Source organism: Peptacetobacter sp. AB845 (genome assembly GCF_047528295.1).
Classification (GTDB): Bacteria; Bacillota; Clostridia; order Peptostreptococcales; family Peptostreptococcaceae; genus Peptacetobacter.
Window position 1 is genome coordinate 2,036,787 of the sequence record NZ_CP180001.1, and the last position, 19,440, is coordinate 2,056,226.

The window sequence follows — 19,440 nt, forward strand, 5'->3', positions numbered from 1 at the left end:
TCTAATCAGCCCTTTCTATTATTAAATATTTTTGCCCCTTTTGATAACTTATCATTAGGACATTCTCACCTTTTTTAAGCCCATTAAGAACTCTTACATTCAGTGTTTTTCCTTCTATAATCATTTTTGTATCATAGTCTTTTACGTTTCTCGATAATTTCAAGAAAGGTTCGGTAAGTATTATCTTTTGGTTTAATCTAACTTTTAAAGGACTAACACTTTCTACCGTACCAATTCTTATGTCTGTAGGGTTTTCTGCATAATTAGCATTTACTGCTAGTTTTTTTATAGTATTACTTAATGTTGACACTAGAAATACCTCCTTGCACAGTAGAAGTCTTTTCTACTAGATAACTTACTTATTTTAACAACATCACCAGTCTGTGGTGAGTGTATAAACTGTCCTCCACCTATAAACATACCAACGTGATGCACACCATTTTTATTAGCGAAGAATACTAAATCTCCTGGAAGTAAATTAGCTTTACTAACTGGCATACCACTTTGTGATTGAGCTTTAGAAGTTCTAGGTATAGTTTTACCAAGCTGTTTAGCTACCCAATACATAAGACCAGAACAGTCAAATGTGTTAGGACCTTGGGCTCCCCAAACGTATCTACAACCTAATCTAGATTTAGCATACTCAACGGCTTTAGAGTTACCACCTAAGCTACCAACACTATGGAAGCCTGTACCGTCTCCAATTATTGCATAACCATTTCTCATACCGAAGTTTTTCATCTCACTACCAGAAGGCATAAGAAGGTCAAACCTATAAGTACCGTCGGATAATACCTTAATAGCTCCACCACGGTCATTTACTTTAAATGTAGAACCGTCATACTTAGTACCTGTACCATTTATCTGTAACAACGTACCAAAAGGTATGCATGAAGGTGCTGCACAAGTTTTTAAAGTGTAGTTTATTTTCTCTCCACTAGCTGTAGTAGGTCCACCACCAATAGACCCTTCTGCTTTAGGACAGTAAGCACTAAATCTTGCTTTAACTTTTCTACCATTAAGTTCTCCTAAGCTACTTCCTCCACTACTGCCACTATTGTCTACAAGACTGTTAGCAGTAGATGTGTTAGGGTTGTAACTTTCTGCACTAAAGTCTTTATTTATTAGATCCATATCCATTGTGTAGAGTCCATCTTTATATCTGTGTATCATATTTTCGACAATCATATAACTTTTTAACTTATAATCACCTAAATCAAGATTAACAAGTATTCTTGTTCCGGGTCTTACTCTAACATCACCTAAAGCATCTTTAATAGTTATACTTCTTTTTACATTGTTGTATAAAAGTAATAACTGTTCTGCCATAGCTGCTGCATTAGTTTTATCGTCTATCTTTTTATAATACTGAAGAACACCCCACTGTTTTATATTCTTTGAATCCTTAACCATAGATATGTCATATTTACCTGTCTCCTTATTAGGATAGGCAAGTTTTACTTGGTTATAAACTTCATTGTCTATAGTAGCTTTGTAATCATATCCCATAATAGTTGAGTTATCTATCACTAGGTCAAAAGCCATGTCTTCTATATTTTTAAGCATCAATTTTCCAAAGTTATCGTATAATACATACAGTTTACCCGTCATAGCTAAAGTTTCATCCAAAGCATTTAATATAATGTCTATTAAACATTTATCCTCTTCAATTCTTCCAGCTATTTTATATTTTGTGTCTTCTATATAACCACATTTTAGACCAAAGTCCTTAGCTATCATTTTGATAAGTTCACTAGCTTTTTTATTCTCATATATGTAAGTATCTTTATTTTTTAAATATCTTATTTGGTCATAGCACGTACATTTAATGTTTCCGTCTTCGTCTATCTCTCTTGTAAATATCCAACCAAAAAAAAGCCATGTGTGAGATATTCTAAATCTCACTGCATCGCCTTCTATAAAATCAACTTCAGCACCTCTAAGTAATGTAAAAGTAAGTTTAGAAGGTTCTCCCTTCCTAGCTTGTTTAAGTTCAAAGTTATCTAGCACTACAGGTTCGTATATCTTATCTTTATGTGATATTTGTAAAGTAGTTCTATTGATAGCATCTTTACGAGCCCTAGCATATTTTTCCATATAATGTTCTTTAGCCAAGTCTTATCACCTGCCCAGAGTATATAGTATATTTGCTAGTACCTTCTTTAGCATTCCTCTTATCTAACATGACTTTATTCATGTTGTAAAGCTGTTTATACTTACTTCCATCACCTAAATACTTCTTAGCTATCTCCCACATACTATCTCCGTGTTTGACTGTATAAGTCTTAGGTTTATTATTAGAAGGCTTGTTAGGGCTTGACTGAGGCTTCTGAGTCACTGTTCCTTTATCCTTTTCAGACACATATATTACTTTTGCCCCAAAGTTTACATACTGTTTTAAGTTTATTTCAATAGATAGGTCTGAAGCATCTTCCGCATCTTCCATAAGTCTATAGTCCTCTAAACTAACTTTTAGATTTGTAGAATGTGAAGTTGAACCATCATCATATTCTCTACTAACTATAAATTGAAATGGTTTACAACTTGTTTTGAGTTCTTCTAATTTACTCATGACCTCACTAGGACTAACATATCTATTCATCCAAGGATATTCCTTAAGAGGTACAGGAACAGTAAAATTAATATCTGTTAGCCCTGGAAGTTTTAAAATGTTTATCTCTTGCATATTTGCAAGATCTTTAGTTTTATTTTTATTATTTATCATTAACTCCAGTTTAGGTGGAGCTACTGGTAATAAAAATCCGTCTAAATAAAATTTATAAGCCATATTCTCCTCCTAAACTACCGTATATGGACACCTTCTTCTGTTATATCAAGTTCTTCAGCTAACTTGTCTGCTATCTTTCTCATAACACCGTCAACATCCATATCACTATTTATATTATTATTATTTGTCATATCTATTTTTATTTCAGCAGTTGTGTATCTGTTTATTACTTCTCTTTCTGCTAAATCTCTTAAATATTCTATGTTTTCACCTGTTGCTTTTAACTCTTCTAATATTTGAGCAGTATTGTTAGCAGTGTCTTTTGTATTTTTGCCTACACCACCATTGCCCCCTGCTCCACCATTTTTACTTGGGTCTAAAGTATTACTTCCATTATATTTATTAAGATAATCTTGTAATGTTTTATTCGTATCATCTTGTTTCTTACCGAAGTTAAGGAAGTCTTTACCTATGTTGTACCCATTGTTATAAGCACCAGATATGCTCTCATATGGTAGCTTCCCAGCAGTTAGGTAATTAGCTTTTTTGTATGGTATTCTACTAGCTTTAGTGTGATGTACTGCTTTAGGAGTTACATGTCCTATTGTACCTATATTTACACCAGGTATTTTATTAGCTAAGTTGATAACACTATTAATCTTATCTATAGCCTTATTACAACCCCAAGCTATACCCTCAAATATCTTATTTCCGGCTTTATCGAATATATCTCCTAAATCATTAGCTGTATTTATCCCAGCATTTTGTATAGCTATAAATGAGTTCTGTACATCCGTTGCAACGGCTATAAACATATTTATTATAAACGTACCAACTAACATAGCTGTATTCATTATAAGTATAAATATGTTTCGTATGATTGCACCTGCTGCATACCACACACCTACTATTACACCTACTGCACTTATATTAGCCCCGGTAACTTTATTGATTATTGCTATCAATAGGAAGAAAGCTCCTACAACTAGCATTATCATAGCTATATACCAAGTCAATGGACAAGCGTATAACGCCGTATTTAATGCAAGTTGCGCACCAGTTTGTGCCCCAGTTGCAACTGCCCAAAGTTGTTTAGCTATAACGACCGCATTGGTCCGTAATGCATGAGCCATTTCAAGTGCATTCATGATTAACAGCTCACCTTTATATAGTGCAAAAAGTGCAAGAACTGTAGTAAGTACGGGTGCTATCATACTCCAATTTTCATAAACAAAATTAGCAATATTCGCAAGTCCCATAAGTGCCATAGCCATAAAAGTTGATATAGCTTGTGTCATACCAACTAAATTATCTACAAAAGCTAACATTCCATCAGAGTTAGCAAAATTACTAAGTAAATCATTAGTTTCCATAAGACCTAATTTAACATTGTTAGTTGCTCTAACCCATAAATCTTGCCAAGTTAGTGGTAGTTCGCTAAACTGTTCATTAACTTTACTTATTGTCTGAGGATCTAGTAAAGCATTTTTTATAACATCCGCTGTTAATTCCCCTTCTTTAGCCATCTGCCTTATCTTACCTATAGGTACGTTCATATAATCTGCTATAGCCTGTAAAAGTGTTGGTGCTGACTCGAATACTGAGTTTAACTCGTCTCCTCTTAACACACCACTACCTAGTGCCTGAGTTAACTGTAAAGTTGCTGCATTAGTTTCTTCCATAGTTGCACCTGCTATTTTAAACTGTTTGTTTAAAACTTCAGCAAATTGGACCGTTTCTAGTGTGTTCTTAAACACTCCCCCAGCATTCATTCTGATACGTGTTATCGTATTAGCCATTTCCGCGTATCCTGCTCTAGCATTTTGTGCAGTTTGGAATATAAGTTTATTAAGTTCTACAGTAGATAACATAGTATTGTTAATCATATTTATCTTAGCGTTTATCATAGACATTTCGTCTGATGTCTTTAAAAGCCATCTAGCACCCATTGCTATACCATAAGTTGTTATATAGTTTCTAAGTGCGTTCGTCATTCTATTAAAAGCATTAGTACCTCTAACACCAGTATGGTCAAACTCTGTTTGGGTTTGTCTAAGTGTTTCGTTAGTACTTATCAGACTGTTTCTAGTTGAGTTTATTGTGTTTCTTGCAAACTCCAAACTACTAGCATTTATATCGTCTCCCATTCTATGATTAAGACGTTCCATGACTAATATAGTTTGATTAACTGCATTACATATATTTCTTAAAGCGGGTGAAACATAGTCGTTAAGTTGTATTGAATTTTTTAAAACTGCCAACTATTACACCTCCTATGCAATAAAAAAAAGAAGGGTAAAAACCCTTCTTTTAAGCTTTATGTTTATTTAACTTTTTTCATTTCTTTAGCCTCTTTTTCAATTTTAACTTGAATAGAAGCTATAACAAAAGCTTTACTTTGAGTATCAAGGTTGTCAAAATCACGAGGAAGAATATGTAACTGATGTAAGCAATAATGCCGTATATTAGCTTCATAATCTTCCTCGAGTATTAGTTTTTTGCTTCTTCTACTAAATCATCCATAGGTTCAAAATTATTTATTTCTTGTACTTTAGTAAATAAGTTAGCAAACTCTCCTGAACTCAACATTTCTCCTAGTAAATCCCATTCGTTAGTTACTCCATAAGCATCTTGCAGTGATGCATCTCTTAGATTAGGCTCTGTTATACTTTTAGCTACTAGCTTAATCATATATCCATTATTGTCAAAAGACTGTTTAACAATTTGACCTCTTTTATTAGTAACTATATTCATGCAAGACTCTCTAAGTTCTCTGTCTATTTTTTCTGGAATAGCTCTTAACTTAAAAACGATTGGTTTTCCATTTTCGTCTAACCAATCGTTCGATATTGTATATTCTACTTCTTTTGAAGTTCTTTTATTTTTAGCTAAAAATTCTGTTAATCCCATTTTCTACTATTTCATCCCTTCTAGTAAATTAAATGTTTCTGGTATTTCGAAGTCGTCGAATGTACCAGATATGTCTTCATCTAAGTAATCTGCATCAGCATCAAACTTAGCTATTATGCCACCATCTAGGTTACAATCTTTTAATATAGTTGTCTGTCTACCTGCTGCTGAAGTTGGGTCTTCATTAGTTATCTGCATATCAAAATATATGTCTTGTCCAGTTTCTTTATACTTTCTTAAAAGCTCTCTAAGAACAGACATGTTATAGTGTGCAGTTCCTTCAAACGTACCACTCCAACCAGTAGACTTATTACCTTTACCAGTTTTTCCTAGTATAGGTACTTCTGTTTTAGTTTTATCTATTTTTGCCTCTAAATTTATAACGTGCATAAAGTTATATCTTATTCCTTCTATAGTCGCGTAACAAGTCGCCAAGCTACCGGCTATAGTGTCCTTTGCTTTCATTACTCCATTAGCCATTCTACATACCTCCTTATATTACGTTGAATGTCACATAAGCTTTAGCCATGTTACGTACTATTGTTAAGTTACCTGTTACCAATACAGAGTCATTTTCTCTTCCTTTTTCAACTTTTAAATCTTTAGGATCTAACTTATCTATTGTTTTAGCAGTTTCATAAGCTTTAAGTTTTGAATATATGCTATTCCAAAGTGATACTCTGTCATCTGCTAAATTTGTATAATTTCCTAAATACATTTTGTTGAAAATGTTAGCTGTATCTATTGCTATTGAGTCTGTTACTCTTATTACTTTATTTTCAGTAAATATCTCAGTTTTTATATCTGTGTAAGTTTTAAGTGTATTTATATCGTTTAATAGAACTACATCCTCACCTGATTTATGGAACACAAGCTCTTTATTTCTTGTGCACATTTCAAGTTCAAACTGAGTGTAGTCTGTATCTATTGCATACTCACCGTCATATTCCATGTTAAGTAAAGTCCCATTTAAAGGTATACTAGCCGATGCACCAGCTACCCAATAAACTAAATCTGGTTCAGTATTGTTTTTAACTGATATAACTCCTTCATAGTCTGCTGCTGTATAATTATGAGTTATTGTTTGGAATTTCTGTCCTATTTCATCTCTTAATCTCTTAGTGAAAGCTGTATATATCTTTTTAGTTGCTTCATCTTTAGAAGGGCAAACTAAACAGTTAAATTTATAAGGTTCTACTTTAGCTAAAAACTCCTGATGTTCTTTACCAGTTATAGTTGTTCCATTAGTACCACTTATAAGTGGTTTCCCTGCTGATGCTGAAAGACTAGGTTGTTTAAAAGTAACAAACGCATTTTCAACTAAATCTTGTGATTTAGCTACAACTTGTCTATCTACTCTTTTTCCATCTAGCATAGTTTCAACGTCAAACTTAGAAGGTTCGTCAACATTAGTTTTTACAACTATAGTTATGTTATTACCTCTAGTTCCAACAAACTTTGCCTCAGCTATGTCATTACTAGCTTTTACACCGTCTTTACACATTCTATATATGTGTGCTTTAGTTGCGTGTCTGAATACTTCTCTAAGCTTTATTAGTTTAGGGTCATCATATTCATAACCAAATAGTATAAGTGCATCTCTTTCAAATTCTTCTTTTGTAAGTGTTATAACTTTATTAGCTTCTCCCCAATCTAATTCAACGGGAACTGCTACAACACCACGTTCATTGTCAGAACTGTTGACATTTTTACCAACTATATTTACATACGTACCTGGTATTATTTTGTTTTGTGTAGTCCATACACCACCACCTAATGCCATAAGCCTATACCTCTCTTTCTAAATAATCTTTTAAAATAAAATCAGCCTCATCAAACGAATACTCTTTTGTATCGTCTAATAAGGCTGTAAGTACATCTCTATATTTTTTATATTTAAGTGATTCCACTATCTGTTCTTTAGTAAATTTCACTTCTGCTTTTTTAGTTGCCATTATTTACATCTCCAAGTCTGTGTTAATTTATTCATCTTAGGTGCATCTATCACTTTTCTATAAGTTTCAAATATGTTGAAAGTAAAGTGTAGTTCACCCTCGGTTCTTTCTATATTTTTCTCGTATGGTCTGTATATATCATTAGGATTATAAGGATCAGTAAGAAAATCAAATTCTAAAAGTAATCTATCAGACACGTTATTTAAGTCTAGTTGTCTTCCACTAGCTCTATCTTTATCAGATACATAAGTTAATACAAAAGTACGTTTAATACCTTTTCTACCACCTATGTAATCAGTAGAACTACTTTCTAGCATTTTTACCATAAAGCACGGTGGGTTTAAGTCTATAACAACATTGTCTGTTATATACTCAGCACTATCACCGAATAACTCATCTAATTTATTTGTTATAGCATCTATAACCATCTAAATGCCTCCTTAAGTTTCTTATCTAGCTTTTTTCTAATAATGTCAGGTGCTTCACTTCTTAACTCGTTTTCAGAGTATGTCAGCATAAACTGTCCTTTTACCCAAGGGTTTACAAGACGTTTTCCTATAGCTGGAACGTACCTTCCTACTTCTTGTCTGTGTCCAAACTCGACATATATCCCATAATGTACAGGGTTTACTATAGTTATTATGTATTCTCCGTTAACGTGTCTTACAGATAGAGAGTTGGCATACTCACCAATTTTCACATCTTTACCTGCTGTCCAACCTCTACGAAGTACTCCCGTTCTAACGGGTGTCCTTTTAATAACTTTAGTTAGGAGTCTAGCTGCAAGTTCTCTAGTTAAGACGTCGCAAAAATAATCTATTTCAACTATTGTCTTTTCAAGATTATTCTTTAGTGCGACCAAATCTCTGTAGTTATAGCTACCCCCTCTACCCATATTAGTTAGCCTCACTTAATAGCATCTCAATCTCTTGGTGAGTTGGATACTTCTTAGGTATACCAGCACACTCGTATCTAATATGTTCACCTTGATGATGAACAGTTATTCTACTTCCTATAGGTATGTCGTGTTCTGGTGCTAAAAAGAGTTTTACGATATTTGAAGATATGTCATATGTGTCTGTTTTTACGGAAGGTCCACTTCCTTTAACAAGATAGGAAAGTCTACAAGGTATATCTGTTAAAAGTACTGTTTCCCTTACATCAGATTGTTTACTTATTGGGTCTTTAGATTTAACCATTGTCGACACTGTAGCTGTATCGGGGTAATCTGCCTCAATCTTTTTTTTCATAAGTTCCATAAACTTTTTAGTACTTACCATGTGACTAATCTCCTATACTTGTAAAGCATTTCATTTCCATATTTTTTAAGACTTTCAACTTCTTTAGCTTTGATTTTTATTTTTTCCTTATCTATTCCTGTATCTACTTCCATACGATATTCACCTAATGTCATAGCTTTAATTTCGCCATAATCTTCTTGAGACTCGTTTTGTGATAAATCTTTAGTAGACCAACCTTTAATGTCAAGGAAGTGGCCACAAACCCTTCTAACTACTACAGTATGAAGTTCTTGTGGCACTAACTTTATATTGCAAAAGTTTTTAATTTCTTCTTCCACTTCCTCTACAAGCATAAAAATAAGAGACTCATCGGTCTCCTTCAATTTCACATTATATGCTTTTAATAACTGTTGAATTTTTTTATACCCAACAGTCATATCTATGTCTATCATGACTATCCTCTTGATATTATTCTAGCTATTGCTATAGCTTTAGGGTCTATAGTTCCACCTTCGCCATCACTTACTAAAGTCCAGTTTTCTTTTTTAGCTAATTCAGCATCTGTAGGTGAGTTAGATGTTTGACTTTTACCAGTGTATGATATTCCTTTAGGACACATAACTGCTCTTTTTCTTGTGTATAGAGTATCTAAACCACCATTAGTTTTAGGGTCTCTATCCATTTCATAAGGCACTTTTACTGGAAGGTCTTCATATATTATTGAACCTGAACCAAATACATAAGTTACATATCCTGTACCTTCTGCTACATAGTTAGGTTCAGATTCAGCAGTACCTACTTTAGATATTTTTACTGTTGGAACAGAGTCGTCTATTAAAACTACTCTACCGTTCCAAGTAGCTAATCCTAAACTTCTTTCTACACCGTTTGCATCTGTGTATTTCATGTATTCTAATAGTTTTAAGTTTTCTAAGTTTGTTGCAACAGTTGAGTGCATTATACAAAGTTTGAATACGTCTTTGTTATCTCCACAAGCTTTCTGCATAGTGTTGTTAAGTGTATCAGCACCAACTTTACCTGGGTCATCAGCAGTTCCTTTACCAGTTATATCCATTGTATGTGTATCAACGAAAGTTTTGTTTGCTGTTGGTGTTGTCATTGAGAACACACCTTCTAATATTTTAAGTAATGTTCCCTGGAACTTATCATCCCAATATTTAGAAACTTTTGATGCTACATGAGTCATGAAGTTAACTCCACTTGTTATGTCATAAGAGAAGTCTTTTTCTGTCCAAGCTTGTGCTCTACCGAATGTACCCATTGTCTGAGTAAAAGTTTTAGTAGTCTGAGCAGTTATATCATTAACTCCATCATAGTTTATAGGTTCTCCATCTAGTAAACCGAATATAGGGAACTGAGCGAATGATGAACCAGTTTGATCCATAAATGCACTTCTTACTCTTGTATCTCCTACAAGTATTCCTGCTTTTAAAAATTCATTCTTTTTAAGGTCTGGTATAGTTTCTATATACTTACCAAAAGCCTCTGGGTTAAACGACTTATGGTCGAATTTTGAAGTTGTAGCTGTTATTGCCATATTATCTTATCTCCTTTAAATTATTTATTTTGTCTTTCAATTTCTGCCACCCAATCTTCATAAGTCCATTCATTTTTTGGTTTTTCATTGGGCTTAACGTTAGTTTCTTTAGGTTCGATACCATCAATTTTTGTGGTATTTTTCCCCTCAAATAAAAAGGCAGTGTCCTCTCCTTCAACAAGGTCTTTTACAATCTCACTAAGTCCTAATACTCGAGTTTTGTCCTCAGTAAGTCTTAAATCGTTCTTGTTTATGAAAGGTAACACTGCCTTAATATTTTTCGCTTTTGCATCTCTTAAAGCCGATTCAACTGCACTATTAATACGCATTTCATCTAAGCTTGCGTTATAACTTTTCTGTAAATTATCTTTTTCAGTTTTTAACTGCTCTATGATACTGTTTAACTCTGCATTATCTGATGCGTTAGAAGTTAGTGTGTCTATCTTACTGTTAAGTGCAGTAACCGTATCATTAAGAGATTTGTTTTTAGATGTTTCTTCGTTTAATCTTGACCTCGGTACCATATCTTTTAAATCGTTTTTAGCTAAATTTAATATTTCGTTTGCTAACTGTTCGTCTATTCCTCGGTCCAAAAGCTGTTTTAATTCCATTTTCTTTTTCTCCTTTTCAGTACATTTTTTTACACCGTTCAGTCGGTGAACTCTGTCTTTATCTTTTACGTCTTAATACCAAAAAGACGATTTTTTGCATAAAAAATACCGAGTTTTATACTCGGTATGGTCCTCAATGGTCTACTGACTTTGAGCAACACTATTTATTTTTAATGTATTTATCATACCATTCGTGGTACTTCATTTTCGCATCTACATGACCAGTATTTCCTTCAGCATCTCTATACCATCTCTTATCTGTAGCATCCTCAAAATATGGTGCTGTTACTGTTCTACAAAAGTTATGAAATGGCGGTGCAGTTACCCAAGGTTCATACTCACTTATTTTGAATACTTCTCCGTCCATATCTTGACATATTTTAGAAGTTCTAGTGTCGAGAGTAGCGACTATTTCGTATTCTTCGACATCTAGTTCATTGTAACAATCTTTTTGTGCTACAGAGGCTATATAAGCACTCTCTGTCATAACTAAATTGGATGCTTGATGTTTTGTAACATTAAATCTTTTAGCCATATCTTCTACAAGCTCGTTAGGGTGTCTACCTTGTATTAAAGCTTGTGCAAGTTCTTTTTCTAAATACTTTATAAGTTCTGGTCTATGCTTTCCCCATATCCTTTTAGAAAAGTTAGTCCCGTCTGCTGTCCAAGGTTTAGATTTTATCATAACGATGTGACTTGGAACCACTGCTGCTATATCCCAACCTACACCAATACCTTTTTGTATTTCAAAAGCTGTATGATAGTAAGTTGATTGATAAGAGTTAGTAATATGATTATCAACTTTTTCAAGTACTGTATTTTCCATATCATTTACTATAGCTCGTATTTTAAGTTCTAAAGCCTCAAGCCTAGATATTCTAAATCTGATAGATGCGTTTTCAAGTTCTTTTATCCAATTACCCTCAATCGCATTTTCTTGAGCTTTTTCAATGTATTCCCACACGTCCCACTTAAACTCTTTGAGTTCACGTGCGTTAAGCATCTTCTTAGCCCGTGAGTACGTTACTCCGTTGTTATCTGCAAACTTATGATAGAATACACGTATCTCTTTTTCTATGCGCTTAATAGCTCTCTCATACTCTCTCTCGACTTCTTGTCTTACTTTATCGTTTATCTTGTATCGACTCTCTTCTAACTGCTCAAATCGTTTTTGCCAATACTTGCTACTCCTCATCATCTTCTACCTTGTCCTTATCGTTTCCACCATAACCCATTTTAAACTCTTCGGGCTGTTCTTCCTCACGTTGCTTTTTAACTCTATCGTTTTCTGCTGCTGGATCATCTATAAAAGGTATTTGTGCAAGTAAAGTTTCGTCAGATACAAGACCTATAAGTTTAACAGTATTGTCTATTATAGACGTTTCGTCTTGTAGCATGTCTCGATTGAATATGATATTAACTTTTTCATTTTCAAAATTACCTTGTCCTTTTAAAGCTATGTCTATATCAATAAACCACAACATATCGTCTAATGTTTTTAACATTTCATTTTCCATATTAGTTGCGTCTTGGTCTATTTCACTGAACATAGATTGTATGTTCATCTGATTAGGTGTTCCTGACTTTAAGTCCTCAACATCAACAGACTTCATACCTTTAATTAAAGCTTTCTTAAACTGCTCTAATATTATTTTGTAGTTTTCGGAGTTAATCTCTAGTTTTAGAGTAGATACTCCACCGCTACCACCTTCAGTATTTCTTATCTGAATAGTTCCATACGTTGATAGGTTGTGTCTCAATTCTCCTGGATTAGTACCGTCGAAATTTTCTACAACAAGTATTGTATCCCTTGCATCTTCTAGCATATTATTTTCAAATGTAGACGTTATTAAGTTTATACCGTCTTGTAGTGATTTAATTCTGTTTAAAAGTACTTGTTCGTCTTCATTGTATCTAAATACTAGAAGGGGGAACTTTTTCCACTTCATATTGCTACCGTCAGAAAAAGATAAATAACTTTTTTCCTCTTCTCCTGTAGGAAGTAAGTGATTATTAACGTATTTGTAAGTCTTCACACCTTCTTTAGTATAAACATCTACATACTCCACAAATTCTTCATTGTAGCCTCTTGTGTAGACTCTATTTGTGTAGACTCTATTTGTGTAGTGTCTAAAGAAAAAGTCTATTTCCTCTTTCTCATCATCTGCATAGTAGACTTTTACTTCATAAGGTTTAAATCTTTTGAATTTCAACTCATTATCTTTGTAGTAGGGGTGTAGGTAGCCAACACCACATTTAACCATATCACCGCATACCATTTTTATTTTGTTTCTTAGTCTTAAGTCAAAATATTCGTCAAGTACATCAGTGTATGCATCATTGTCCGTCTTAATTGCAAATTTATTACCCGTTAGATAGGATACTTTCTTGTCAACGTGTGTTGCGTACATATTGTCTATAACTTTGTAATTTTTTACGTTAGTTACTTCTTCAATATCTCCGTCTTCATTAATCATAGTCCTTTTGTGTCTTAATATGTCTTGGTTATCGTTGTAATACTCATAAGCTTTTAACATATCTAGTCTTTCGGGACTATGTAAAAACCTTGTAACCTCTTTAGCTAATAATTCTAAATTATCAGGACTTACTCCAATTTCTTTGTTTATGTAGTTATTCAGTCTCGCTACCCCCTTTCTTATAAAATTCCACATTCTCAAAGCTCCTCTCTATCTATAACTATAAATAGGACCTCTCATATAGTCTTCACAAGCGTATCTCATAGCATCCATTAAGTGATTGAACTCGTCATTAGGTATGTTTAGTTTTTTACCGAACTTGTCCTCCGCCCATGTGTAATTACTTATTTCCTTTAGGAAGTTTACACATTGTGGATGTGCTATAATTTCATAATCTTGTAAGAAGTCTATACCATTGTTTATACTGTCTTTTCCTTTTCTTGCTCTTCTTATCCCTCTTATTCCTAACTCATAAAGTCTATCGTTAGACTTTGGCTCGGAACTATCGGCAGTTATTTGCATATGTGCTATACCCCTTTTTCTTAATACGTCGGCTATTTTTTCATTCGACATATGGTATTCGTATATTTCATCAAACACATATAAACGTTTCTTGTCTGGGTCTATTGCACCCATAAAAACTGCTGTCGGGTCATTAGTGTATCCATAGTCAAGCCCGTATATTTGAGTGTATTTACGTTTTATCATGTTTATATCAAATTTTTCTTCTGTCCAATTATCAAAAATAACACCTTCTACAATTCCCCACTCGCCAAGCCCTGCCACTTGATAACGTCTAGGGTTTTGGACCTTCATACGTTCAAATACTCGCTTGTCGGCATCATCTAACCATTCATTGCACATATAATTTGTTGTCATAGCTAATATGTCGGGGTCTTGTACATCAAAAAATCTTTTCTTTACCCAATGCCTATCGTTCCAAGGGTTTAGGGTAAGTGTTATTTGTTTAAACATTCCCATTGGGACTTGTCCCCTTATAGACTCATCAAGCATGTCAAAGCTTTTTTCGTCTGTTATTTCATAACATTCCTCTATCCAACAGAAATTAAGATAACCAACATCAACAGTTATAGAAGTTATTTTCAAAGGATCATCTAACCCTCTAAACAATATTTTCTGCCCTGTATCTTTTCTTATAATCTCAAGTGGGGAAACTTTACAAATAAATAAGTCATCCACACCTAACCTATGTATCGCCCACTTAATATCGGCATAACAACTGTCTTTTAAAGTTCTTTCTGTTTTTCTAACTACTAAAGTATTAGACTCTGGGTACTCTAAAGTCCTAAATACCACGTTTAAAGCGGTTGTCTTGGACTTCTTAGAGGCTCTCGACCCTTTGCATACCCTATAACGTCCTTTAAAGTTCCAATAGGTAGCATAGCCTCGACCGACTATATCAGGAAGGTTAATCCTCAAGCATATCAGCTCCTACAATTTGTATGCTAACCCCACCTAGTTGATTAGTCGCATCGTATCCCTTGTCTAGTCCGTATATCTTACCTAGTGTTTTAAGTGCGTCAGACTGTTCACGTATAGACGGTGTAACTTCTACATGTTCAACTTCACTTACTCCGTCTCCTTTACCAACTACCATAGGTGTATAAGCTATTGTCTCGCCTCGTGCTATGCTTGTAAGTCTTTCAAGTACTTCAACACTACTCATTATTTTTGGACTCTGTACGCTGGCATAATATTCTTTTATAAGTTCTTGTGCTGGAGAATCTTTTTTTCTTAATTCCTTAGCTGCTGCCATTGGATTATCAAATCCTGCACGTCTCGCACTGTCTAAAGCATTTCCCGTTTCAACGTAAAACTCAGCAAATTTTATAACTTTTATATTATTTTTATCGTATTTCAAACGTTCTCACCTTCTTTCAAAAAATGAAAAAAGACACTCGTTTTGAGTGTCTCACTTCAGGATATATATTTCATTAATCTTTGGAGGACTTAAGCACTATGTCATGGCTTAAGAAAAGAGATTTTCATTATCTCCTTATTATACCTCACTACTACACTACTATATAAATAATGTATTTTGAGTGTGTTTTTAGTTCGTATTTAGTGCATTCCGATAGATAATTTATAACATTTACAAGGGGTAATTTTTTGATGTAGTGAGGTAGAATAAGGAGACATTAAGCAAATATCACTTTTGCTAACTCTTTTAAAAGTCTTTTATCATGTCTATTTATTCCTGAGGGATCTATGTTAAACATGCGACCTATTGCTGCATGTGTCATTTTATTAAAGTATTTATATTTTATAATTCCATAATATTCGTCATTTTCTATTAATTCCATAGCACCATCTATTTGGTTTTTGTGCCTTGTAAGCTGTGAAATCTGATGTTCTAGAGTTTTAATCGTTTCCTCTTCTAACTCTTTATCATCTTTCTTGTCTCCTGTAGTAGTTGGATAGATAGATACGGAGGAACTCTTAGAAGGTAGACCATACAAGCGTATCTCTTCCAATAACCGCGCCTTATCGGTCAATATACGTTTATATGCTTTGTAATTGTACAATAACTTCTGGACGTCCTTTATTCTGTCTTTTCCTTCCATTGTGCTCCTCCTCTCCTCTATCTCTTTTTTGTTGTTTGTAAGACTTTTATTTTTTTAGATATTCAATTATGTATTTTTTTATAAGTCTATGGGATGTAAAAGTCTTACACATATTTAATTATTACATTTTAGGCTATTATATGCACACCGAACCACAAAAACATAACAATTAAATAACTTCTTTAGTTTGTTTTTATTTTATAAATATAATATGTATAAATTACTTTATAAAATTAATTACTGTACATTTTTATAAACTTAACTAATCAAATCTCCAAAAATAATCGTTGAAATTTCAATGTTTTCTCCAACTATTCCGAAAATACATATTTACAGCATAGTTGAAGTGGCTCAAAGTGGCCTAACTTGAGCCACCCTATCAAACCATTGCAATTACTAGCTTACAAGCTTTTTAACGTGTCAAAGTGGCCTAATAAGTGGCCTAATGCTACAGAGTCAAGCCACTTTGAGCCACCCTATCAAACCATTGCAATTACTGACTTGTAGCACTTTTAAAAGCTTAGGTGGTACAATTGGCCTAAAGTTTTCGCGAAAATCTTTTTCTATACTCATCTATATACTCCCTCGCGCGCGCGTATACGTATATATAATATAAAAACTAATTACTAAATATTTACTGTATTTCTTGTACCAATTGTACCACTTACTCTGAAAGCATTGGTATTACTTGGTTAGAGGGTGGCTCAAAGGGTGGTACAAAGTCAATTTTCTTGAGCCACTTTAGGCCACTTTAGGCCACTTTTGTTGATAATGTGATACAATTGTAGGAAAATATGATATAATTAGATAAGTAAGAAGTAAAAAAGAAAGGAGAAAAAATAAAATGTTAGATAAGCAGCAACAAGAACAATTACTAGATCTCTTCACAGACACAACTACAATTGCCAAAAAAGTTGGAGCACATAGGGATGCAGTTAATTTAAAAATTAAAGCGCAGTTAATAGAAAATAAGGACTATTTTTATAAAGGCATACAAATTATAGTCTATAAAAGTGCTGTTAAATATATATATCCAGAGATTAAAGACCTAGAAGAGCCGGAAGACTTTCCAAGAGGCCTAGATATACAAACGGAAATATTATCTCTGGAAGAAGTAGCAAAGGTATTTAATAAGCCCCTAAATACAGTTAAAACAAGCCGAAAGAAATTTGTTAATAAAACTATAGCTGGTATGTGTTTAACTACTCTATCGGGCGTTTTAGAAGCTTATAAGCCGAAAGCCACTTCATATACTGTTAAACTAATAAGTCCACTACTTAAAAAGCATAGCACGGAGCAATTCCCGGAAGTATACGCATACATAACTAATATGCAGTTGCTCATCACGGATGATCTAAGCGACATATCACCAGATGCGGACACTCTTTTTATTGGTGGGGTACTGCCGACACAAGGCAACTACAAGGAGCGTATGAGCGAATTAAATGGCATTATGAACAATTGGATAGACGAAAGTATACAAATATACTACGCGACTTTTAAAGGCCTTTAGGGTGTCACCTAGAGGCTTTTTTTTATGTCCTTATATAGTAGAAATGTTTTGTATTTTGTATACAAACTGAATAATTACACAACTAATATAATTGTATTCTTATTAATTAATCACCTTTTCAAGTTTTTCAACATTTTTTATAATATTTTAGTTGACAATACAATATAATCATTTTAAAATATAGTTAACAAATTAACATAATTTTTTAAAATATAAACAACGAAAAAAGTGGACTACTCGCCCACTTTTCCAAACGCTTCTATTAATTTTTCTATACTTTCCAACTGCTCTACTGTTAAACTTTCCAATTTTGGAATTAATCTTTTTATACCTTCTTTTTGCTTCGGTTCCTGCAAAAACATTTCACCCTCGCCAGTTTCTAGGTATGCAGGATTCACTCCATATTCTCTTATAATATCGTTCTTGGTACGGTCTGTAAGTGCTCTATATCCTTTTTCTATAGATCCTATTTGAGACTGTGAAAGTCCTAAAGCATCCCCGAAATTTTTCTGATTTAATCCTAATTCTTTTCTTATCTTTTTAATCATATCCCCATACATTATTACAACTTCCTCCTATCTTTAATAACTGTATTATATCACATTTTATCACTATGTGATATTTTTTTATAAAAAGTATTGACATATTATTGCAATGCGTGATAATATATAACCATAGTAACACAAAGCGATAAAAAATTACAGAAGGAAACGAGGTAATCAAGATGACAAAAGATTTAGTAATAGGTAGAAAAACAAGAAAAGTTGAAATTTTAGAAAGTAACACAGTTCCTAATGGCTTTAATCCTTGGGCATCTACAGAAAAATATCTTGTATTTGCGGAACTATCAAACGACCCGAACGAAGGACCTTACACTATAAACGCTAATACTTTAAAAGCTATAGAAGTTGAAAATGCTGATACTGTTGTTAAGGCGAAAATAATAACAGGAAAGAAAACAGTTAAACAATTAAAAAATTATTTAAATAAAAAAGCTAGACATGTTGAATTAATATCTGAAGCTATAAAAGTATTAGAAGAAAATAAGATTGAATATAAATAATTTCGGGAGCTTCTCGGCTCCCTCCCCTTCCAGGGAAAAAACTTTTTATAATTTATTTAAAAAGTAGTTGACAATGTAATATAATTGTAGTAATATATAATCAAGGAAAGGGAAAAGCCCTTCCAAATAATAAAACGAAACGAGGTAAATGAAAATGACTAGAATAATAAACGGTGTAAAATTTGATTATGAAGTAAGCGAAATAACAGAAAAAGAATTAATAGCAATAGCAGCACAGGACGAAAGCTTAGACATGGAAAACTTTGAAACTCCAGAAGTTAAAATAGCAGTAGGCGATGTATTTGATGAGTTTTTAAATCATGAAGTTTTCGAACTTGATGAAGTACATGAGGCAGTAGCTAAATACTTTGAAGAAGTATCTGAAACATTAGACGAAGACGCAACAAGTGTTATGTATGTTATAGGTGATAAAGAGGATAAAATATACTCTCACTTTGAAGCTCCAGATGTTATAAAATCTTTAAAATTTAAAGAAGTAACTGAAGATAGATTTTTAGACTTACAGAGTCAGTTGGTCGGCTACAGTTGGCCAACTAGAGAGGATATAGGGGACGCAGTATTTATGGCAATAGGCGAAACAGACCCAGAAGACGGCGATATAAACTTTATAGACTCTAGCGAAGGAATAGAGGTAAGATGTGAAGATGGCGAAAGAAACAACAACACTTTCTTTATAACTTTAACTGAAACAGAAGACGACGAAATAAAAGTTGTAGATGTTGAAATGTTTTAAATATAAAAATTGGGGACTTGTTAAGTCCCCTTTTCTATAGGAGAT

General features: G+C 33.4%; 23 protein-coding genes. 3 read left to right on the plus strand and 20 right to left on the minus strand.

All coding sequences use genetic code 11. The annotated features are described in order from the left end of the window. Position 1 precedes the first annotated feature (1 nt). The 19 genes from ACK2WO_RS09630 to ACK2WO_RS09720 form a co-directional block, all read right to left on the minus strand. On the minus strand, positions 2-310 hold the full coding sequence (locus tag ACK2WO_RS09630; protein WP_414697663.1) for a DUF2577 domain-containing protein: 309 nt from the start codon (positions 308-310) through the stop codon (positions 2-4). Further along, positions 310-2,115, minus strand: coding sequence for an NlpC/P60 family protein (locus ACK2WO_RS09635; RefSeq protein WP_414697664.1), 1,806 nt, complete (start codon positions 2,113-2,115; stop codon positions 310-312). The genes ACK2WO_RS09630 and ACK2WO_RS09635 overlap by 1 nt, the downstream gene beginning before the upstream one ends. Further along, positions 2,108-2,788 (minus strand): LysM peptidoglycan-binding domain-containing protein, encoded by a 681-nt coding sequence (locus tag ACK2WO_RS09640; RefSeq protein ID WP_414697665.1) that lies wholly within the window; start codon positions 2,786-2,788, stop codon positions 2,108-2,110. Before ACK2WO_RS09640 ends, ACK2WO_RS09635 begins: the two co-directional genes overlap by 8 nt. Before the next feature lie 14 nt (positions 2,789-2,802). Then, complete coding sequence (locus ACK2WO_RS09645; protein WP_414697666.1) at positions 2,803-4,989, minus strand: tape measure protein; 2,187 nt, start codon at positions 4,987-4,989, stop codon at positions 2,803-2,805. Between the two features lie 229 nt (positions 4,990-5,218). Next, the gene (locus ACK2WO_RS09650; protein WP_414697667.1) at positions 5,219-5,638 is read right to left on the minus strand and encodes a phage tail assembly chaperone; all 420 of its coding nucleotides are present in this window, start codon (positions 5,636-5,638) and stop codon (positions 5,219-5,221) included. Positions 5,639-5,644: 6 nt separating this feature from the next. Continuing rightward, positions 5,645-6,118 (minus strand): phage tail tube protein, encoded by a 474-nt coding sequence (locus ACK2WO_RS09655; protein ID WP_414697668.1) that lies wholly within the window; start codon positions 6,116-6,118, stop codon positions 5,645-5,647. Positions 6,119-6,131: 13 nt separating this feature from the next. Further along, complete coding sequence (locus tag ACK2WO_RS09660) at positions 6,132-7,421, minus strand: phage tail sheath subtilisin-like domain-containing protein (protein WP_414697669.1); 1,290 nt, start codon at positions 7,419-7,421, stop codon at positions 6,132-6,134. Between the two features lie 4 nt (positions 7,422-7,425). After that, positions 7,426-7,593, minus strand: coding sequence for a hypothetical protein (locus ACK2WO_RS09665; protein ID WP_414697670.1), 168 nt, complete (start codon positions 7,591-7,593; stop codon positions 7,426-7,428). After that, positions 7,593-8,021: a DUF6838 family protein gene (locus ACK2WO_RS09670; RefSeq protein WP_414697671.1), complete on the minus strand. Its 429-nt coding sequence runs from the start codon at positions 8,019-8,021 to the stop codon at positions 7,593-7,595. The genes ACK2WO_RS09665 and ACK2WO_RS09670 overlap by 1 nt, the downstream gene beginning before the upstream one ends. Beyond that, positions 8,012-8,488, minus strand: coding sequence for an HK97 gp10 family phage protein (locus ACK2WO_RS09675; protein WP_414697672.1), 477 nt, complete (start codon positions 8,486-8,488; stop codon positions 8,012-8,014). The genes ACK2WO_RS09670 and ACK2WO_RS09675 overlap by 10 nt, the downstream gene beginning before the upstream one ends. A gap of 1 nt (position 8,489) precedes the next feature. Next, complete coding sequence (locus tag ACK2WO_RS09680) at positions 8,490-8,873, minus strand: hypothetical protein (RefSeq protein WP_414697673.1); 384 nt, start codon at positions 8,871-8,873, stop codon at positions 8,490-8,492. Further along, entirely contained in the window at positions 8,867-9,286 is a 420-nt protein-coding gene (locus ACK2WO_RS09685) for a hypothetical protein (RefSeq protein ID WP_414697674.1), read from the minus strand. Before ACK2WO_RS09685 ends, ACK2WO_RS09680 begins: the two co-directional genes overlap by 7 nt. Before the next feature lie 2 nt (positions 9,287-9,288). After that, on the minus strand, positions 9,289-10,392 hold the full coding sequence (locus ACK2WO_RS09690; protein WP_414697675.1) for a phage coat protein: 1,104 nt from the start codon (positions 10,390-10,392) through the stop codon (positions 9,289-9,291). A 20-nt stretch (positions 10,393-10,412) separates the two neighbouring features. Continuing rightward, positions 10,413-11,003: a phage scaffolding protein gene (locus ACK2WO_RS09695; RefSeq protein WP_414697676.1), complete on the minus strand. Its 591-nt coding sequence runs from the start codon at positions 11,001-11,003 to the stop codon at positions 10,413-10,415. A gap of 160 nt (positions 11,004-11,163) precedes the next feature. Then, positions 11,164-12,201 (minus strand): minor capsid protein, encoded by a 1,038-nt coding sequence (locus ACK2WO_RS09700; protein WP_414697677.1) that lies wholly within the window; start codon positions 12,199-12,201, stop codon positions 11,164-11,166. After that, complete coding sequence (locus ACK2WO_RS09705) at positions 12,188-13,675, minus strand: phage portal protein (RefSeq protein WP_414697678.1); 1,488 nt, start codon at positions 13,673-13,675, stop codon at positions 12,188-12,190. Before ACK2WO_RS09705 ends, ACK2WO_RS09700 begins: the two co-directional genes overlap by 14 nt. A 15-nt stretch (positions 13,676-13,690) precedes the next feature. Continuing rightward, the gene (locus tag ACK2WO_RS09710; RefSeq protein ID WP_414697679.1) at positions 13,691-14,920 is read right to left on the minus strand and encodes a PBSX family phage terminase large subunit; all 1,230 of its coding nucleotides are present in this window, start codon (positions 14,918-14,920) and stop codon (positions 13,691-13,693) included. Beyond that, positions 14,910-15,362 carry a terminase small subunit gene (locus tag ACK2WO_RS09715; protein WP_414697680.1) on the minus strand — a complete coding sequence of 151 codons (453 nt, stop codon included), beginning with the start codon at positions 15,360-15,362 and terminating at the stop codon, positions 14,910-14,912. Before ACK2WO_RS09715 ends, ACK2WO_RS09710 begins: the two co-directional genes overlap by 11 nt. Positions 15,363-15,639: 277 nt before the next feature. Further along, a complete protein-coding gene (locus tag ACK2WO_RS09720; protein ID WP_414697681.1) occupies positions 15,640-16,065 on the minus strand; it encodes a hypothetical protein in 426 nt (141 codons plus the stop codon). A gap of 844 nt (positions 16,066-16,909) precedes the next feature. Here ACK2WO_RS09720 and ACK2WO_RS09725 point away from each other — a divergent pair. Next, the gene (locus ACK2WO_RS09725) at positions 16,910-17,578 is read left to right on the plus strand and encodes a hypothetical protein (RefSeq protein WP_414697682.1); all 669 of its coding nucleotides are present in this window, start codon (positions 16,910-16,912) and stop codon (positions 17,576-17,578) included. Positions 17,579-17,811: 233 nt separating this feature from the next. On the opposite strand, the gene ACK2WO_RS09730 is transcribed toward ACK2WO_RS09725, so the two are convergent. Continuing rightward, entirely contained in the window at positions 17,812-18,126 is a 315-nt protein-coding gene (locus ACK2WO_RS09730; RefSeq protein WP_414697683.1) for a helix-turn-helix domain-containing protein, read from the minus strand. Positions 18,127-18,302: 176 nt separating this feature from the next. Between ACK2WO_RS09730 and ACK2WO_RS09735 the strand changes: the two genes are divergently transcribed. Together ACK2WO_RS09735 and ACK2WO_RS09740 are read left to right on the plus strand one after the other, a co-directional pair. After that, a complete protein-coding gene (locus tag ACK2WO_RS09735) occupies positions 18,303-18,641 on the plus strand; it encodes a hypothetical protein (RefSeq protein WP_414697684.1) in 339 nt (112 codons plus the stop codon). Positions 18,642-18,795: 154 nt separating this feature from the next. Then, complete coding sequence (locus ACK2WO_RS09740; protein ID WP_414697685.1) at positions 18,796-19,395, plus strand: hypothetical protein; 600 nt, start codon at positions 18,796-18,798, stop codon at positions 19,393-19,395. Positions 19,396-19,440 lie beyond the last annotated feature (45 nt).

Coding starts and splice junctions, on each gene's coding strand:
- ACK2WO_RS09705 (WP_414697678.1), bottom strand. CDS start 13,675: ATGTGGAATTTTATAAGAAAGGGGGTAGCGAGACTGAATAACTACATA.
- ACK2WO_RS09655 (WP_414697668.1), bottom strand. CDS start 6,118: ATGGCTAATGGAGTAATGAAAGCAAAGGACACTATAGCCGGTAGCTTG.
- ACK2WO_RS09740 (WP_414697685.1), top strand. CDS start 18,796: ATGACTAGAATAATAAACGGTGTAAAATTTGATTATGAAGTAAGCGAA.
- ACK2WO_RS09660 (WP_414697669.1), bottom strand. CDS start 7,421: ATGGCATTAGGTGGTGGTGTATGGACTACACAAAACAAAATAATACCA.
- ACK2WO_RS09735 (WP_414697684.1), top strand. CDS start 18,303: ATGACAAAAGATTTAGTAATAGGTAGAAAAACAAGAAAAGTTGAAATT.
- ACK2WO_RS09690 (WP_414697675.1), bottom strand. CDS start 10,392: ATGGCAATAACAGCTACAACTTCAAAATTCGACCATAAGTCGTTTAAC.
- ACK2WO_RS09670 (WP_414697671.1), bottom strand. CDS start 8,021: ATGGTTATAGATGCTATAACAAATAAATTAGATGAGTTATTCGGTGAT.
- ACK2WO_RS09730 (WP_414697683.1), bottom strand. CDS start 18,126: ATGATTAAAAAGATAAGAAAAGAATTAGGATTAAATCAGAAAAATTTC.
- ACK2WO_RS09640 (WP_414697665.1), bottom strand. CDS start 2,788: ATGGCTTATAAATTTTATTTAGACGGATTTTTATTACCAGTAGCTCCA.
- ACK2WO_RS09720 (WP_414697681.1), bottom strand. CDS start 16,065: ATGGAAGGAAAAGACAGAATAAAGGACGTCCAGAAGTTATTGTACAAT.
- ACK2WO_RS09700 (WP_414697677.1), bottom strand. CDS start 12,201: ATGATGAGGAGTAGCAAGTATTGGCAAAAACGATTTGAGCAGTTAGAA.
- ACK2WO_RS09680 (WP_414697673.1), bottom strand. CDS start 8,873: ATGGTAAGTACTAAAAAGTTTATGGAACTTATGAAAAAAAAGATTGAG.
- ACK2WO_RS09650 (WP_414697667.1), bottom strand. CDS start 5,638: ATGGGATTAACAGAATTTTTAGCTAAAAATAAAAGAACTTCAAAAGAA.
- ACK2WO_RS09665 (WP_414697670.1), bottom strand. CDS start 7,593: ATGGCAACTAAAAAAGCAGAAGTGAAATTTACTAAAGAACAGATAGTG.
- ACK2WO_RS09675 (WP_414697672.1), bottom strand. CDS start 8,488: ATGGGTAGAGGGGGTAGCTATAACTACAGAGATTTGGTCGCACTAAAG.
- ACK2WO_RS09695 (WP_414697676.1), bottom strand. CDS start 11,003: ATGGAATTAAAACAGCTTTTGGACCGAGGAATAGACGAACAGTTAGCA.
- ACK2WO_RS09685 (WP_414697674.1), bottom strand. CDS start 9,286: ATGATAGACATAGATATGACTGTTGGGTATAAAAAAATTCAACAGTTA.
- ACK2WO_RS09725 (WP_414697682.1), top strand. CDS start 16,910: ATGTTAGATAAGCAGCAACAAGAACAATTACTAGATCTCTTCACAGAC.